Raw genomic sequence first — 15,695 nt, forward strand, 5'->3', positions numbered from 1 at the left:
GCGTTTTGCGGCACCCCTGACGATGACTGGAGAGTTCCGGCAATGATGAGAATCCTGCTGTTCCTGGGCACCAACCTGGCGGTGATCCTGGTGGCCAGCATCACCCTGCGCCTGCTGGGGGTGGAGAGCTACCTGAACGCCCAGGGCATGAACTTCAATGCCCTGCTGATCTTCTGCTTCATCTTCGGCATGGCCGGCTCGATGATCTCGCTGTTCATCTCCAAGTGGATGGCCAAGCGCTCGACCGGCACCGTGGTGATCGAATCGCCCAGCAACTCCACCGAGCAGTGGCTGCTCGATACCGTGGGTGAGCTCGCCCGCGAGGCCGGCATCAAGATGCCGGAGGTGGGCATCTTCCCTGCCCAGCAGTCCAACGCCTTCGCCACCGGCTGGAACAAGGACGACGCCCTGGTGGCGGTCTCGGCCGGCCTGCTCAACCGCATGCGCCCCGAGGAGGTGCGGGCGGTGCTGGCCCACGAGATCGGCCACGTCGCGAACGGCGACATGGTGACCCTGGCGCTGGTGCAGGGGGTGCTCAACACCTTCGTGATGTTCTTCGCTCGGGTGGTCGCCCACCTGATCGACGGCTTCCTGAAGAGTCGCAGCGACGGCGAGGGCGGCCTCGGGTTCATGGGCTACTTCGCGGTGGTGATCGTCGCCGAGATCGTCTTCGGCCTGATCGCCTCGGCCATCGTCGCCTGGTTCTCGCGCTTCCGGGAGTACCGGGCCGACAGCGCCGGCGCTCAGCTCGCCGGCAGCGGCGCCATGATCAATGCCCTGGCACGGCTCAAGGCCGAGACCGAGATGCCCGACCAGATGCCGGATACACTGCGGGCCATGGCCATCACCAAGGGCCAGACGCGCTCGCTGATGGAGCGGATGTTCGCCAGCCACCCGCCGCTGGACGATCGCATCCGCGCGCTGAAGGAAGCCGCCTACCGGCAGTGAGTTGGCTTCGCACAGCAGTTCCGAAAACGACAGCAGGCCCGCCATTCGGCGGGCCTGCTGTCGTTGGGGCCAGGGCCGTCCTCAGCCGGCGGCGATCCGAAAGCCCGCACCTGCGAGCAGCGGCTGCAGTTCCCGCGCGCCGTCGCACAGGGCGATCTCGAGGGAGGCGGCCTCCCGACGCAGCGGGTAGCGGGCCCGGCAACCGTCGAAGCCCTTGGCCATGCCCTGGCGGCGCGCCTCGCGGTGCAGGCCGTCGTGGTCGCGGCGCGGATCATAGACGGCGCGCAGGCAGAGCCGCAGCGCCTCCTCGGGCGTGAGGCCGCCGTCGAGGGCCAGCCGCGCCACCGGCGGCGGCGGCGCCAGGTCATCGAGGCTCAGGCGCGCCGGCAGGCCGACGTGATGGGCCAGGGCGCGGTAGATGTGATGGGTGCCGCGCAGCTTGCCGTCCAGGCTGTAGCCGGCGATGTGCGGCGTGGCGATCTCGGCGAGATCGGCCAGGGCGGCATCGATGGCCGGCTCCTGCTCCCAGACGTCGAGCACCGCCGTGATATCGCCCTGCCCCGCCAGGCGCTGGCGCAGCGCCCGGCCGTCGACGCAGTCGCCGCGCCCGGCATTGAGCAGCAGCGTGCCCGGGGCCAGGGCCGCGAGGCGCTGGGCATCCAGCAGGTGACGGGTGGCGTGGGGCCCCTCGCTCACCAGCGGCGTGTGCAGGCAGAGCACGTCGCACTCGTCGATCAGGGTGTCCAGATCGTGGAAGCGAGCCAGGTCCTCGGCCTCGATGCCCTCTGCTTCCACCCTGGGCGGGTCGCAGGCCAGGCAGTCGATGCCCATGGCGGTGAGCCGCGAAAGCAGCCGCCCGCCGACGTTGCCGACGCCGACGATGCCGACGCGGCGCTCGAGGAGCCGGAAGTCGTGGCGCTCGGCCAGGGTCGCGAGGCTTGCCAGCACATAGTCGACCACCGCCTCGGCGTTGCAGCCGGGGGCGCTGGCAAAGGCGATGCCGTGATCGGCCAGGGCCCGCTGGTCGACGTGATCGGTGCCGATGGTGCAGGTGCCGACGAAGCGCAGCGGCGAGCCCGCGCGCCGCGCCTCGGCGATCAGCGCCGCATCGACCCGGGTGATGGAGCGCACCACCATGGCATCGGCCGCGGCGAGGGTGGCCGGGACGATCTCGCGCCCCGGCACGCGGATCACCTCGCCCAGGGCGCCGAAGCAGGCCTCGGCGGCGGGAACATTGGCATCGACGACGATTTTCATGGGGGACTCCTGACTTCCACAGCGCTGCGACTTGTTCAGTGTGCCCAAGCCCTTACAATACCGCCATACGCCAACCGGGCGGCGCCGAGCGCGCCGCCCGCCACCTCTGGAGCTGCCGTGATCGTCCGCTGGGAAACCGACCATGACTATGTGCTGGTGCATGTCCATCAGGACATGTTCGGCGACTGGATCTTCAGCCGCGCCTGGGGCCAGATCGGCACCCAGTTCGGCGGCCTGAAGCATCGCCTGGCCGACGACCACGCCCAGGCGATGATGTGGCTGGCCGACGAGGCCACCATCCTCAGCTCCCGCGGCTTTAGCAAGGTGCTGGAGGTGGAGGCCGAGAGCGCCGAGGGGCGCGACGCCGTCAGCCAGCTCTCGCTGCTGGATTCGCTCTAGGCGCGCTCGGCCCGCTCTTCACCCCAGGTAGCGACGCCCGCCGCGCAGGGTCGCGCCCTGCGCCGCCCTCGCCGTCTCCCCGGGCGGCGCCTCGCCGTTCAGCCGACGCTGCAGCCCCTGCCAGGCCGCCTCGTCCCGCCAGCCCCGCGCCGCCAGCCAGGCGGCCAGGCGCTCGGGCTGCATGCCGCGGTCGAGCTCCTCCCCCACCTCGTCCACCAGCACCGGAATGCGCACCCCGTAACGTTCGACCAGGGCGTCATCGTCGCTGATCTCGACCCGCTCGAGGCGGTACGGCACGGCGCAGAGGGTCGCGAGCAGCGCCTCGAGCTGCTCGCAGAGATGACACCCCAGGGTGGTGTAGAGCCTCAGGCGGATCATGCGTCCTCCCGGTGGCGGATCAGGAAGCAGTGATGCAGGTCCGGGCGGCGTGTGAAGTCCGGATCGAACGTCTTCGCCGAGATCTCCTCGACCCGGTACTGCTCGGCCAGGTCCGCATCGAGCTTGAAGCGCCGCTGGTTGTTGGAGAACACCAGGGTGCCGCCGGGCGCCAGGCGCGCCATGGCCAGGCGCACCAGCCGGCCGTGATCGCGCTGCACGTCCAGGGTATCGGCCATCTTCTTCGAGTTGGAGAAGGTCGGCGGATCCATGAAGATCAGGTCGAACTGGCCGCCGGCAGTCTCGAGCCAGCGCAGGCAGTCGTCGCGCACCACCCGGTGGCGGCTCGGGTCGAGCCGGTTGAGGGCGAAGTTGTCCCGCGCCCACTCCAGGTAGGTGTTGGAGAGATCGACGCTGACGCTCTCGCTGGCGCCGCCCGGCTCGGCGCCCTCCTTCTGCGGCCCCAGGGCCGCCTGCACGGTGGCGGTGGCGGTGTAGCAGAAGAGGTTGAGGAAGCGCTTGCCGACGGCCATCTCGCCGAGCATGCGCCGCACCGGCCGGTGATCGAGGAACAGGCCGGTGTCCAGGTAGTCGCGCAGGTTGACCCACAGCCGCGCCTGCCCCTCGCGCACCTCGAAACGCTCGCCGCTGGCCGCCTGCTTGCGGTACTGCTCCTTGCCGCTCTGCCGCTCGCGGCGCTTGATCACCACGCGACTAGAGTCGATGCCGAGCACCTCGGGGATCACGCCAAGCGCCTCGAAGAGGCGCTTCTGGGCCTGGGCGGCATCCACGGAGCGGGGCGGCGCGTACTCCTGCACGTGCACGCGATCGCCGTAGACGTCGATGGCCAGGGCGTATTCCGGCATGTCTGCGTCATAGAGCCGGTAGCACGGCTCGCCGCTCTTCTTGAGCCACTTCTTGAGCCGCTTGCGGTTCTTCTCCAGGCGATTGGCGAACATCTGCGCGCCCTCGGAGCGTGCCGGGGGCGCCTTGGCGGCGTCGCCCGCTCCCTCGCCTTGCCCCGCGGCATCGCCCTCGCCCCGCTCGGGAATCGCCATCAGCAGGAGCCGAGCGTCCAGCGGGCCGTTCTTCAGCGAGTAGTGCTTGTGGGCGCGCAGCCCGATGCGGTGCCCCAGGTCCGGGTTGGCGGTGAACACGGCCAGCCGCCAGCCCGGGAAGGCCGCCTTGACCCGCTCGCCGAGCTGGGCGTAGAGCGACACCAGCTGCGGCAGCTCGCCGAGGCGCTCGCCGTAGGGCGGGTTGGTCATCACCAGCCCGCGGGGCGTGTCGGGCAGCCCCTCGGGGCGCGAAAGCCCGGTCAGGGCGGCGCCCTCGAGCTCGATCAGCGCCGGCACGCCGGCGCGCATGGCGTTGGCCTTGGCCGCCGCCAGCGCGGGGGGGCTCTCGTCGAAGCCGTACAGCCGCGAGCGGCAGCGCTTGCGCCCGATGCTCGCCCGCGCCTCGGCCTCACGCCTGAGCTCGCGCCAGCAGGACTCGTCGTGGCCGGCCCAGCCGTGGAAGCCGAAGCGCTCGCGGGCGAGCCCCGGGGCGATGTCGGCGGCCATCAGGGCGGCCTCGATCAGCAGCGTGCCGGCACCGCACAGCGGGTCGACCAGCGGCGCGCCCTCCTTGGCCAGCGCCGGCCAGCCGGCACGCACCAGCAGGGCGGCGGCCAGGTTCTCCTTGAGCGGGGCATGGCCGACGTCGCGCCGATAGCCGCGGCGGTGCAGGCTGTCCCCCGAGAGGTCCACCCCCAGGGTCAGCCGGCCGCGGTGCAGGTGGGCATAGAGGCGCAGGTCGGGGCTGCGTGTGTCGATATCGGGTCGCGGCCGCGCCTCGGCGTGGAGGCGATCCACCACCCCGTCCTTCACGGTCTGGGCGCCGAAGCGGGTGTGGCGGATCGCCTCGGCGCGGCCGTGGAAATCCACGGCCAGGGTCTTGCCGGGGGCGAGGTGGTCGCGCCAGTCGATGGCCGCGGCGGCGGCGCGCAGCGCCTCGGGCGTCTCGATGCCCTCCTCCCGGGCCAGGCAGAGCACCACCCGGTTGGCCAGCCGCGACCAGAGGCAGGCGCGGTAGGCGGTCTCGAGGCTGGCCTGGAAGAACACCCCGGCCACCGTGGTCTTGCCGGGGGTGGCGCCCAGCGCCGCCAGCTCGTCGGCCAGCAGCAGCTCGATGCCCTTGGGGCAGGTCGCCAGGAAGTTGAGGGTGTGCGGAGCTTGCGGTTCGGTCATGGCATATCCATCGGCGCGGCGTCAGGCCGGCATGGTGGCGTGACGATCAGGTGAACGCCTTGTTACAAATCATCAGTCGACAATCGTCGTCATCTTGGGCTATCAATGACTGAGTAGCTACTGAATGACGCATGCGTTCCTGTCATCGGGTGGAGTGTCTTGGCGCTGCCGTGTTCGCACGGCTTGAACCTTCACGGCGTGTTTTGCACGGCATGTTTTCGCAGAAAGGGATCTTCGATGAACATGAGCAATACAGTGCATGAACAACACGCTGGTCGCGCCACGATTGACGCCTCCCGAGCAAAACGAATCCGGTCTCGAGACCGGGTTCTCGTCGGTACCTTCATCAAGAGGTAGTCCAATGAAACGACAGAAACGTGATCGCTTCCAGCGTGCCTATGTTCATGGGTACAAGGCGGGTCTCTCGGGTCGTTCCCGCGATGAGTGTCCCAGCCAGGATATCAATCTACGCGAGTACTGGATGAGCGGTTGGCGTGAAGGTCGTGGGGATCAATGGTCCGGCATGACGGGTGTCTCAGGCATTCACAAGAACCCCATGGTGGTGTGACCCCGACTCCCCGGGTCATCAATCCATCGTCGGTGATGACGACGAACCCCTCAAGCCCATGGCCCTGCCATGGGCTTTTTCGTGCGCGGGTGCCGCTCATGCCGCCCGCCCCTCAGGCCTGGCCCGAACGGTCCCGGAGCGCCCGGGCGCACTCGCCCACCAGCGCCGGGCCGCGATAGATGAAGCCCGAATAGAGCTGCACCAGATCGGCCCCGGCCGCCACCTTGCCCAGCGCCGCCTCACCGCTGTCGATGCCGCCCACGCCGATGATCGGCATGTCGGGCAGGCGTCGGCGCAGCTCGCGGATCACCGCGTTGGAGGGCTCGAGCACCGGTCGCCCGGAGAGCCCGCCCTGCTCGTCGGCGTGGGCCAGTCCCGCCACCGCCTCGCGGGCGATCGTGGTGTTGGTGGCGATCACCGCGTCGATGGAGTTGGCCTCGAGGGCCGCGGCCACCAGCCCGACCTCGTCGGCGCTCATGTCCGGGGCAATCTTGACCGCCAGGGGCACGCGCCGCCCGCTCTCGCGATCGAGCCGGCGCCCCTCCTCGCGCAGCGCCCCGAGCAGCGCATCGAGGTGCTCGCCGAACTGCAGGTTGCGCAGCCCCGGGGTGTTGGGCGAGGAGATGTTCACCGCGATGTAGTGGGCATGGGCGTGCACCTTGCCGAGGCAGGCCAGGTAGTCGTCCACCGCCTGCTCCACCGGGGTGGTCAGGTTCTTGCCGATGTTGATCCCGATCACGCCGTCGTAGCGGCTCGCCTTGACCCGGGCCACCAGGTGGTCGACCCCGGCATTGTTGAAGCCCATGCGGTTGATGATGGCGCCGGCTTCCGGCAGCCGGAACAGCCGCGGCTTGGGGTTGCCGTCCTGGGGCTTGGGCGTCACGGTGCCCACCTCGACGAAGCCGAACCCCAGCGCCCCCAGGGCATCGAGGTGGTCGGCGTTCTTGTCGAGCCCGGCGGCCAGGCCCACCCGATTGGGAAAGCGCAGCCCCATCACCTCGACCGGGTCCTCGACCCGGCCCCCGCCCAGTCGCGCGGCCAGGCCCGCGCGGCCGGCCAGGTCCAGGGCGGAGAGCGCCATGCCGTGGGCGGTCTCGGCATCGAGACGAAACAGCAGCGAACGGGCAAGCGAGTACATGGCGGCTCCTGGACGGTGACGAGCGGTGGGGGCTGGGGCGAGGCCGCCGACGGCGCGGCGGCAGCGGGGCGAGAGTATACCAGCCCCGCCGCCGCGAGACGACGCGCCCGCAACGGGACCCGAGCGGTCGGCGCGGCGGGTCACGGCTCCATCATCCGCGCCATTTGTGCTCTACTGGACGCTCACGAGTTCCCAACTCAGGACACCGCGAGGCGGCTCGCCCGCCTCGATGCACCATTGCCAGGAAGCGCCCATGACCGATACCACCGAGACACTCGAGCACCGCCTGTCGCGGATCCACCTGGCGCTGGAAAAGGAGCAACTGGAGGAGGTCGACGATGTACTCTCCGACCTCGAGCCCGCGGAAGTGGCCCTGCTCCTGGAGTCGCTGCCCCCGGAGGCGCGCATCCGCCTGTGGGAGCGCGTGCCGGGCGAGATCGACGGCGAGGTGCTGCTGCACGTGCACGACGAGGTGCGCGGCACCCTGATCGACGACATGGACCATGCCGAGATCGTCGCCGCCACGACCGGCCTGGACACCACCGATCTGGCCGAGATCTTCGAGGACCTGCCCCAGCAGGTCGCCGCAGACATGCTGCGCTCCATGGACGCGCTGCAGCGCTCGCGCCTCCAGGAGACCCTCTCCTTCGAGGAGGACAGCGCCGGGCGCCTGATGCGCACCGACACCATCGCCGTGCGCGCCGACGTCAGCCTGGAGACGGTACGCCGCTTCCTGCGCTGGAAGGAGGCCGTCCCCGACAACACCCACCTGCTGATGGTGGTGGACCGCGACGGCCGCTTCGTCGGCGTGCTGCCGCTGGCGCGGCTGGTCGCCAACGACCCCGAGATGGCCGTGGCCGACCTGATGGACAGTGAGGTGGACAGCATCCAGGTGACCATGAAGTCGACCGACGTGGCCACCCTCTTCCAGACCCACGACCTGACCTCCGCCCCGGTGGTCGACGAATCGGGCCTGCTGCTCGGGCGCATCATCATCGACGACATCGTCGACGTGATCCGCGAGAACTCCGAGCAGGCGCTGATGAACATGGCCGGCCTCGACGAGGAGGAGGACCTCTTCGCCCCGGTGATGCCCAGCGCCAAGCGCCGCGCCGTGTGGCTCGGCATCAACCTGCTGACGGCCTTCCTGGCCGCCTGGGTGATCGGCCGCTTCGAGGCGGCCCTGGACCAGATCGTCGCCCTGGCAGTGCTGATGCCGATCGTCGCCAGCATGGGCGGCATCGCCGGCAGCCAGACCCTGACTCTCGCGATCCGCGGCCTGGCGCTCGGGCAGATCAGCCGCACCAACAGCCAGTGGCTGCTGCGCAAGGAGATCGGCATCGCCGCCCTCAACGGCGTGCTGTGGTCGCTGGTGGTGGCCGTGCTGGCGGTGGTGTGGTTCGAAAGCGTCGCCATCGGCGTCATCATCGCCGCCGCGCTGGTCATCAACATGCTGGCGGCCGGCATCGCCGGCATCGTCATCCCGCTGCTGCTCAAGCGCGCGGGCATCGACCCGGCGCTGTCGGGCTCGGTGATCCTGACCACGGTGACCGACGTGGTGGGCTTCATGTCCTTCCTTGGCCTCGCCACCGTGTTCCTGCTCTAGACGCCCGCGCGAGACGCGCCTCCCAGACGCACGAAACCCCGCCGCTGGCGGGGTTTCGTGTCTTCAGGGCCTGGCAACATCAGGCGCGATGGGACGGATCAGGCACGGTTGCTCTCGGCCAGGTCGACCAGCTCGCGCACCGCGACCGCGAACAGCGGGAAGCCGCCGTGGGTGCCGCTGCTCACCTCCTCGACCAGGCGGCACCAGCGCTGGTGCATGCCCTGGTGGAGCGTCAGCCACTGGCTGACCCGCTCGGTGGAGTCCTTGGCGCCGTTCTCCATGCCGAGCACGCTGGTGGTCAGCGCCAGCTGCTGGCGGTCGATGTCGTCGCGGAAGGTCTCCCGGGCCTGGGCCTGCCAGCTGTCGCGCACCTTGAGCTCGGTGATCTGCTGGATCATCCAGGGCAGCTCGAGGCGGTCGCCGATCTCGTAGAAGACCTCGGCCACGCGCTGGGGCTTCTCCTGGGTCTGGCGCGCCGTCTGGATGATGCCTAGCGCCGCATAGAGGCTGCCGGCGGCGGCCACGGTGGCGGCCAGCGCCTCCGGCACGCCGGCCTCCACCAGCGCCTTGCGACGGGCCTCCCAGGCCTCGTGCTCCTCGCCCCGCAGGCGCTTGCCGATCTGCTCCTGCAGCTGCGCCAGGCGCGGCGCGAAGAAGTCGATCGCCTCCTGGGTGCTCATGCCGGTGCGGTTGCGCAGGAACCAGCGGGTGGCGCGGCGCAGCATGCGCATCAGGTCGAGCATCATGTCGTACTGCACGGCGCTCGCCACCTGGTTGTCCAGCGCCTCGATCTGCTCCCACAGGCGCGGCAGCTGGAAGCTGTCGCGGGCGATCACGTAGGCCCGGGCGATCGCCGCCCGGTCGGCGCCGGTGGAGTCGATCAGCCGGCGCACGAAGACGATGCCCATGTGGTCGACTAGGTCGTTGGCCACCTGGGTGGCGACGATCTCGCGGGTCAGCCGGTGCTCGTAGACCTCGTCGCGGTAGCGCTCGACCAGCACCTTCGGGAAGATGCGCTCGACGAACTTGACGATGGTCGGGTCGTCGGGAACGTCCGAGGCGATCAGGTCGCCCTTGAGCACGCTCTTGGCGTAGGAGATCAGCACCGAGAGCTCGGGTAGCAGCATGCCCTGGTCGTTGGCGGCCCGCTCCTGGAGCTGCTCGTCGTCGGGCAGGAACTCCAGCTCGCGGTCGATCTGGCCGGCCGCCTCCAGCTCGCTGATGAAGCGCCGGAAGGGTCCGATGCCCTGCTTGGAGAGGCGCTCGGCGAGATCCAGCGCCTGGGTCTGGCGATAGTTGTCCTTGAGCACCAGGTCCGAGACCTCGCCGGTCATGTCGGCGAGCAGCTTGTTGCGCTGCTTCTCGGTCATGTCGCCGCGCTTGACCACCTCGTCGATGAGGATCTTGATGTTGACCTCATGGTCGGAGCAGTTGACCCCGCCGGCGTTGTCGATGAAGTCGGTATTGACCCGCACGCCCTTGGCGGCGGCCTCCATGCGGCCCCGCTGGGTCAGGCCGAGGTTGCCGCCCTCGCCGACCACCCGGCAGTTGAGCTCGCGACCGTCGATGCGCAGGCCGTCGTTGGCCTTGTCGCCGACCTGGGCATCGGTCTCCTCGCTGCACTTCACGTAGGTGCCGATGCCGCCGTTCCACAGCAGGTCGATCTGCGACTTGAGCATCGCGCGGATCAGCTCGTTGGGCGAGAGCTTGTCCTCCTTGATGCCGAACAGCGCCTTCATCTGCCGGGAAATGGGCACAGTCTTGGCGGCGCGACTGAAGATGCCGCCGCCTTCTGAGATCAGCGCGGCATCGTAGTCCTGCCAGCTGGAGCGCGGCAGGTCGAACAGGCGCTGACGCTCGGCGAAGCTCGCCGCCACGTCCGGATTCGGGTCGACGAAGATGTGCAGGTGGTTGAAGGCACCCACCAGGCGAATCTTGTCGGAGAGCAGCATGCCGTTGCCGAAGACGTCGCCCGCCATGTCGCCGATGCCGACCACCGAGAACTCGTCCTGTTGGGTGTTGAGCCCCAGGCCGCGGAAGTGGCGCTTGACCGACTCCCAGGCGCCCTTGGCGGTGATGCCCATCTTCTTGTGGTCGTAGCCGTTGGCACCGCCCGAGGCGAAGGCGTCGCCCAGCCAGTGGCCGTACTCGGCGGAGATCTCGTTAGCGATGTCGGAGAAGGTCGCGGTGCCCTTGTCGGCGGCCACCACCAGGTAGGCATCGTCATCGTCGTGGCGCACCACGTCCCTGGGCGGCACGATCTCGCCGCCCACGCGGTTGTCGGTGACGTCGAGCAGGGCGCGGATGAAGGTCTTGTAGCAGGCGATGCCCTCCTGCTGGATGGCATCGCGATCGGCGCCCTCGGGCATCCGCTTGCAGACGAAGCCGCCCTTGGCACCCACCGGCACGATCACCGCGTTCTTGACCTGCTGCGCCTTGACCAGCCCCAGCACCTCGGTGCGGAAGTCCTCAAAGCGGTCGGACCAGCGCAGCCCGCCGCGGGCGACCTTGCCGCCACGCAGGTGCACGCCCTCGACCCGCGGCGAGCAGACGAAGATCTCGTGGGCCGGGCGCGGCTTGGGCATGCCGGTGATGCGGGCCGGCTCCAGCTTGAAGGCCATGTAGTCCTTCTGCCGGCCGTCGGGCCCGGTCTGGTAGTAGTTGGTGCGCTGGGTCGCCTGGATCATCTCCATGTAGCGGCGCAGCAGCTGGTCGTCGTTGAGGCTGGCGACGTCGTCGAGCAGTGTCAGGATGCGCGCGGTGCAGGCCTCCTCTTCGCCTTCCGGCGGGCGTTCGCTGGGATCGAAGCGCAGCTCGAACAGGGTGACGAGCTCGCGGGTGATCTCCGGATGGTTGACCAGGGTGGTGGCCATGTAGTCCTGGGAGACGCCGAAGCGGATCTGCTTCAGGTAGCGCGCATAGCCCCTGAGCATCGCGACCTCGCGCCAGTCGAGGTTGGCGCCGATGATCAGCCGGTTGAACGGGTCGTTGTCCGCCTCGCCGATCCAGATGCGCTGGAAGGCCTCGATGAAGGGTGCGCGCATCTCCTGGAGATTGACCTCGTTGCTGGTGTGGTGCTCAAGGTCGAAGTCATGGATCCAGTAGCAGCCGTCGCTGGCCTGCACCTCGTAGGGGCGCTCGCCGATCACGCGCAGCCCGAGGTTCTCCATCATCGGCAGCACGTCGGAGAGCGGGATCGGCCGGCCGCGGTGGAACAGCTTGAGGTTGACGCCGCTGCCCTCCTCTTCCACCAGGCGGTAGAGGGAGAGGGCCAGCGGGGCGCCGTCGTCCAGCTCGCTGATGTGCTGCAGGTCATAGACCGCGGTGCGCGCCGAGAAGTCGTCGCGGTAGCTCGCCGGGAAGGCGTCGCGGAAGCGGTCCATCAGCAGGTTGGCCTGCTCCTCGCCGAAGCCCTCGATGGCCGCGCCCTGCAGGTCGTCGCGCCAGTTGCGCGCCAGGGTCGCCAGCTTGGCCTCCAGGCGGCGCAGGTCGTACTCCGTGGGTCGGTCGCCCTTGAAGCGCAGGATGAACTGGATGCGCGCCAGCACCGACTCGGAGAGGTAGGTGTTGAAGTCGCCGAAGGTGGCGTCGAGCTCCTCGCACAGCAGGTGCTGGATGCGCTGGCGCAGCTCGGTGGAGAAGACGTCCCGCGGCACGAAGGCCAGGCAGGAGTAGAAGCGCCCGGAGCGGTCCTCGCGGATGAACAGCCGCACCCGGCGCCGCTCGCGCATGTCGAGGATGCCCAGCGCCGTCTGCGTCAGCTCGTCGGTGTCGATCTGGAACAGGTCGTCGCGGGGATAGACCTCGAGGATGTGCAGCAGGTGCTTGCCGTTGTGGCCCTTGGGATTGAACCCGGAGTTGTCCATCACCGTGGACAGCTTGCGGCGCAGGATCGGCACGTTGCGCGGCGACTCGTTGTAGACCGTGGCGGTGAACAGGCCCAGGAAGCGCCGCTCGCCGATCACCCGCCCCTGATCGTCGTAGCGATCGATGGAGATGTAGTCGGGATAGGTGGGGCGGTGGATCCGCGCGTGGTGGGCGCTCTTGGCGAACGACAGCAGCTGGGGCACCAGCACGAAGCGGTCGCCCTCGACGCCCTGATCGGTGCGGATGCGCTCCTGGTAGCGGGGCTGGTCGAGGCGGAAGACGCCGAGCTCGCTCTGCTCGACCCGATCCAGGCGCTGACGTCCCTGCTCCTCGTGGACGACGTACTCGTCGTAGCCGAGGAAGGTGAAGTTGTCGTGGAGCAGCCACTCGACGAAGGCCGTGGCCTCCGCGTGGTCCTCGGCCTTGATCTGCTCGGGGCGCGAGGCCTTGAGCTCGGCCAGGGCCGCCCGGGCCTGGTCGCGCATCGGCTCGAAGTCGGCCACCGCGGTGCGCACGTCGCGGAGCACCTCCTGCAGGCTGGCCTCGATCTCCTCGAGCACTGCCGGGTCGGAGTGGCGATCCACCTCGATGGCGATCAGCGACTCGCGGTTGGCCGGGGCATCGGCCTGCTTGGTCGGGGCGACCCGCTCCAGGCGATGCTCGCCGTCGCGCTGGGTGGCCAGCACGGCGTTGTGGATGGCGTGCACGGTCATGCCGCGGCGGTTGAGCTCGATGCGCACCGAGTCGACCAGGAAGGGCATGTCCTCATGCAGCACGGCGATGAAGGTATGGGTGGACTGCCAGCCATGCTGCTCGAAGTCGGGGTTGAAGACCCGCACCTTGGGATCGGCGGGATCGAAGTGCTGCAGGAAGTGCCACACGGAGAGCGTGGCGCCATAGATGTCGTCGAGACGGCGATCGGCCAGGTCATCGAGCGGGATCGTGGCATAGAAGTGGCGGGCGAAGGCATGGACCTGGGCGGCCTTGTCCTCGTCCAGACGGCCTTGCAGCCGCTCCTCGAGTTGCTTGAGCAGATCCTCGCGGGTCTCCTCGTGTGAGACATGTTGCATCCATCACCTCGGCTGCCAGCGGCCGCCGGGAGCGGCCGGGAGAACTTGACGTGGCGGCCTCCTGGCCGCATCGCCGTCCAGCTTACGTCACTTCCCGAGCCGCCCCCAACCACATGCCTCTTCGCTCATGGAGCATGTCGGTTACGCATCGCCGCTTGACAACCCCGGCGATTCTTCGACCAAGGTCGAATCAGTCTCGGCGCACCAGCAGGACCCCACATTCGCAGTGGTGGGTCCAGGGAAACTGGTCGAAGAGCGCGAAGCGGTGAATCTCGTGGGTAAGGGTCAGCGTCTCGAGGTTCTCCGCCAGGGTCTCGGGATTGCATGAAATATAGACGATGCGCTCATATTCGCTGAGCTGCCGGCAACTCGCCTCATCCAGCCCGGCCCGGGGCGGGTCCACCAGCACGGTGGAGAAGGCGTAGTCGTCGAGGGCCATCTCGCTCACCCGGCGACCGCCCTTCTCGCCCTTGAGGGCCTGGGCGAACTCCTCGGCGGACATGCGCCCCACCTCGGCGTTATCGATGCCGTTGGCCTCGAGGTTGATCTTCGCGCTGGCCACCGAGGTGCGCGAGATCTCCGTGGCCAGCACCCGCCGGAAGTTGCCGGCCAGCGCTACGGTGAAGTTGCCGTTGCCGCAGTAGAGCTCCACCAGGTCGCCCTCCTGGCTACCCCGGGTGACGTCCCGCGCCCAGGAGAGCATTGACCGGCAGATCTCGGCGTTGGGCTGGGTGAAGCTGTTCTCCACCTGCTGGTAGACCAGCGTATCGTCACCCACCGCCAGGCGCTCCCAGACGTGGTCGCGCGCGAGCACCAGGCGCTGCTTGCGGGCCCGGCCGATGATCATGATGCCGAGCCTCTCCTGAAGGGCCCGCGCCTCGGCCTCCCAGGCCTCGTCGAGCCGGCGGTGGTAGATCAGCGTCACCAGCGCCTCGCCGGTGAGGGTGGTGAGGAACTCGACCTGGAAGAGGCGCCGGCGCAGCAGGTCGTTGTCGCGCAGGGCGTCGAGCAGGCGCGGCATCAGGTCGTTGATCTGCCGGCTGGCCACCGGATACTCGTCCAGGCGGACCACGGTCTTGTTCTTGGGGTCCTCGGGATCCACCTCGAACATGGCGTAGAAGAGATCGTCGCCCTCGTGCCAGAGGCGAAACTCGCAGCGCTGGCGGTAGTGGCTCGGCGGCGAGGGGAAGACCTCCAGCGCCGGCGGCGCGAAACGCGCGAAGTCGCGGGTGATGCGCTCGCGCTTGGCCTCGAGCTGCTGGTCATAGCGGGCGGGGTCGACGACGGGAATGGCCACGGCGGCTCCTGTGATGACGGTCGGTGATGAATGGGGGCGAAGAAGAAGAAGCAAACGCGGACGGCTCAGGCCGGGTAGAGCGTCCGCGGCGGGGCGAAGCCGAAGGCGGCCAGCCCCCTGGCCAGTCGCTCGTCGCCGGCCGTGACGAAGCTCGGCCCGGCGGACCGGTCGCGATCGGGGGCCGTCACGACCTGGGCCACGCGGCGCGCGATGGCCTCCCCGGAGTCGATCCAGGCCACCTCGCGGGGGGCCGCCTCGACCAGCTGACGGCGCAGCAGCGGAAAGTGGGTGCAGCCCAGCACCACGGTATCCAGGGCCGGCTCGCCGGCCGACGCAGCCGCCCAAAGGGGCGCCAGCGCCCGGCGAATCGCCGCGGGGTCTGGCGCCTCCCCGACCACCAGGCGCTCCGCCTCGCCCACCAGGGCATCGGCGGCCACACGGGTGATGCGGCAGTCGGCGGCGAAGTCGTGGATCAGCCGCAGGGTATAGGGGCGCGACACGGTGGCGCTGGTCGCCAGCAGGCCGATATGGCGCGTGGCGCTCACGGCGGCGGCCGGCTTGATGGCGGGCACGGTGCCGATCACGGGGATGGCCAGGCACGCGCGCAGGGCATCCAGCGCCAGGGTACTGGCCGTGTTGCAGGCCACCACCAGTGCCCGGGCGCCGCTGGCCGCCACCGCCGCCTGGCAGACCGCCTGGATGCGCTCGACCAGCCAGGCGTCCTCGCGCCGCCCGTAGGGCAGCATGGCGTTATCGCAGGCGTAGGCCAGGGCGGCCCCGGGCAGACGGTGGCGCAGCGCCTGCACCACCGAGAGCCCGCCCACGCCGGAATCGAAGACCAGGATCGGGGCCGCCATCAGCCGGACGCTCCCGCCGGGGGCGACGGTGGCGACGAAGGCGACAGCGATGGGATCTGGGCGAGACGAAGAGGCATGACGG

At 69.3% G+C, this 15,695-nt stretch carries 11 protein-coding genes; 4 read left to right on the plus strand and 7 right to left on the minus strand.

The window, feature by feature from the left end:
* The first annotated feature begins 42 nt into the window (after positions 1 to 42).
* A complete protein-coding gene (gene htpX / locus C9F13_RS03090; protein ID WP_108444751.1) occupies positions 43 to 948 on the plus strand; it encodes a protease HtpX in 906 nt (301 codons plus the stop codon).
* Positions 949 to 1,029: 81 nt separating this feature from the next.
* Here the strand turns inward: htpX and pdxB are convergent, their stop codons facing one another.
* On the minus strand, positions 1,030 to 2,205 hold the full coding sequence (gene pdxB, locus C9F13_RS03095) for a 4-phosphoerythronate dehydrogenase PdxB (protein WP_108444752.1): 1,176 nt from the start codon (positions 2,203 to 2,205) through the stop codon (positions 1,030 to 1,032).
* A gap of 117 nt (positions 2,206 to 2,322) precedes the next feature.
* Between pdxB and C9F13_RS03100 the strand changes: the two genes are divergently transcribed.
* A complete protein-coding gene (locus C9F13_RS03100; protein ID WP_108444753.1) occupies positions 2,323 to 2,604 on the plus strand; it encodes a hypothetical protein in 282 nt (93 codons plus the stop codon).
* Positions 2,605 to 2,622: 18 nt separating this feature from the next.
* Here C9F13_RS03100 and C9F13_RS03105 read toward each other — a convergent pair whose 3' ends face one another.
* Positions 2,623 to 2,982: a glutaredoxin family protein gene (locus C9F13_RS03105; protein WP_108444754.1), complete on the minus strand. Its 360-nt coding sequence runs from the start codon at positions 2,980 to 2,982 to the stop codon at positions 2,623 to 2,625.
* Entirely contained in the window at positions 2,979 to 5,210 is a 2,232-nt protein-coding gene (gene rlmKL / locus C9F13_RS03110) for a bifunctional 23S rRNA (guanine(2069)-N(7))-methyltransferase RlmK/23S rRNA (guanine(2445)-N(2))-methyltransferase RlmL (RefSeq protein ID WP_108444755.1), read from the minus strand. Before rlmKL ends, C9F13_RS03105 begins: the two co-directional genes overlap by 4 nt.
* 361 nt (positions 5,211 to 5,571) lie before the next feature.
* On the opposite strand from rlmKL, the gene rmf reads away from it, so the two are divergent.
* Positions 5,572 to 5,778, plus strand: coding sequence for a ribosome modulation factor (gene rmf, locus C9F13_RS03115; protein WP_089847892.1), 207 nt, complete (start codon positions 5,572 to 5,574; stop codon positions 5,776 to 5,778).
* A gap of 112 nt (positions 5,779 to 5,890) precedes the next feature.
* On the opposite strand, the gene C9F13_RS03120 is transcribed toward rmf, so the two are convergent.
* On the minus strand, positions 5,891 to 6,916 hold the full coding sequence (locus C9F13_RS03120) for a quinone-dependent dihydroorotate dehydrogenase (RefSeq protein WP_108444756.1): 1,026 nt from the start codon (positions 6,914 to 6,916) through the stop codon (positions 5,891 to 5,893).
* 253 nt (positions 6,917 to 7,169) lie between these two features.
* On the opposite strand from C9F13_RS03120, the gene mgtE reads away from it, so the two are divergent.
* Positions 7,170 to 8,522, plus strand: a complete 1,353-nt coding sequence (gene mgtE / locus C9F13_RS03125) for a magnesium transporter (RefSeq protein WP_108444757.1) — start codon at positions 7,170 to 7,172, stop codon at positions 8,520 to 8,522.
* 98 nt (positions 8,523 to 8,620) lie between these two features.
* On the opposite strand, the gene C9F13_RS03130 is transcribed toward mgtE, so the two are convergent.
* The 3 genes from C9F13_RS03130 to murI all read right to left on the minus strand — a co-directional run bounded on the left by C9F13_RS03130 (position 8,621) and on the right by murI (position 15,613).
* On the minus strand, positions 8,621 to 13,459 hold the full coding sequence (locus tag C9F13_RS03130; protein ID WP_108444758.1) for an NAD-glutamate dehydrogenase: 4,839 nt from the start codon (positions 13,457 to 13,459) through the stop codon (positions 8,621 to 8,623).
* A 190-nt stretch (positions 13,460 to 13,649) separates the two neighbouring features.
* Positions 13,650 to 14,756 carry a tRNA (uridine(54)-C5)-methyltransferase TrmA gene (gene trmA, locus C9F13_RS03135; RefSeq protein ID WP_108444759.1) on the minus strand — a complete coding sequence of 369 codons (1,107 nt, stop codon included), beginning with the start codon at positions 14,754 to 14,756 and terminating at the stop codon, positions 13,650 to 13,652.
* A 65-nt stretch (positions 14,757 to 14,821) separates the two neighbouring features.
* Positions 14,822 to 15,613 carry a glutamate racemase gene (murI, locus tag C9F13_RS03140; RefSeq protein WP_108444760.1) on the minus strand — a complete coding sequence of 264 codons (792 nt, stop codon included), beginning with the start codon at positions 15,611 to 15,613 and terminating at the stop codon, positions 14,822 to 14,824.
* Positions 15,614 to 15,695 lie beyond the last annotated feature (82 nt).

It is taken from the genome of Halomonas denitrificans, from assembly GCF_003056305.1.
Classification (GTDB): Bacteria; Pseudomonadota; Gammaproteobacteria; order Pseudomonadales; family Halomonadaceae; genus Halomonas; species Halomonas denitrificans.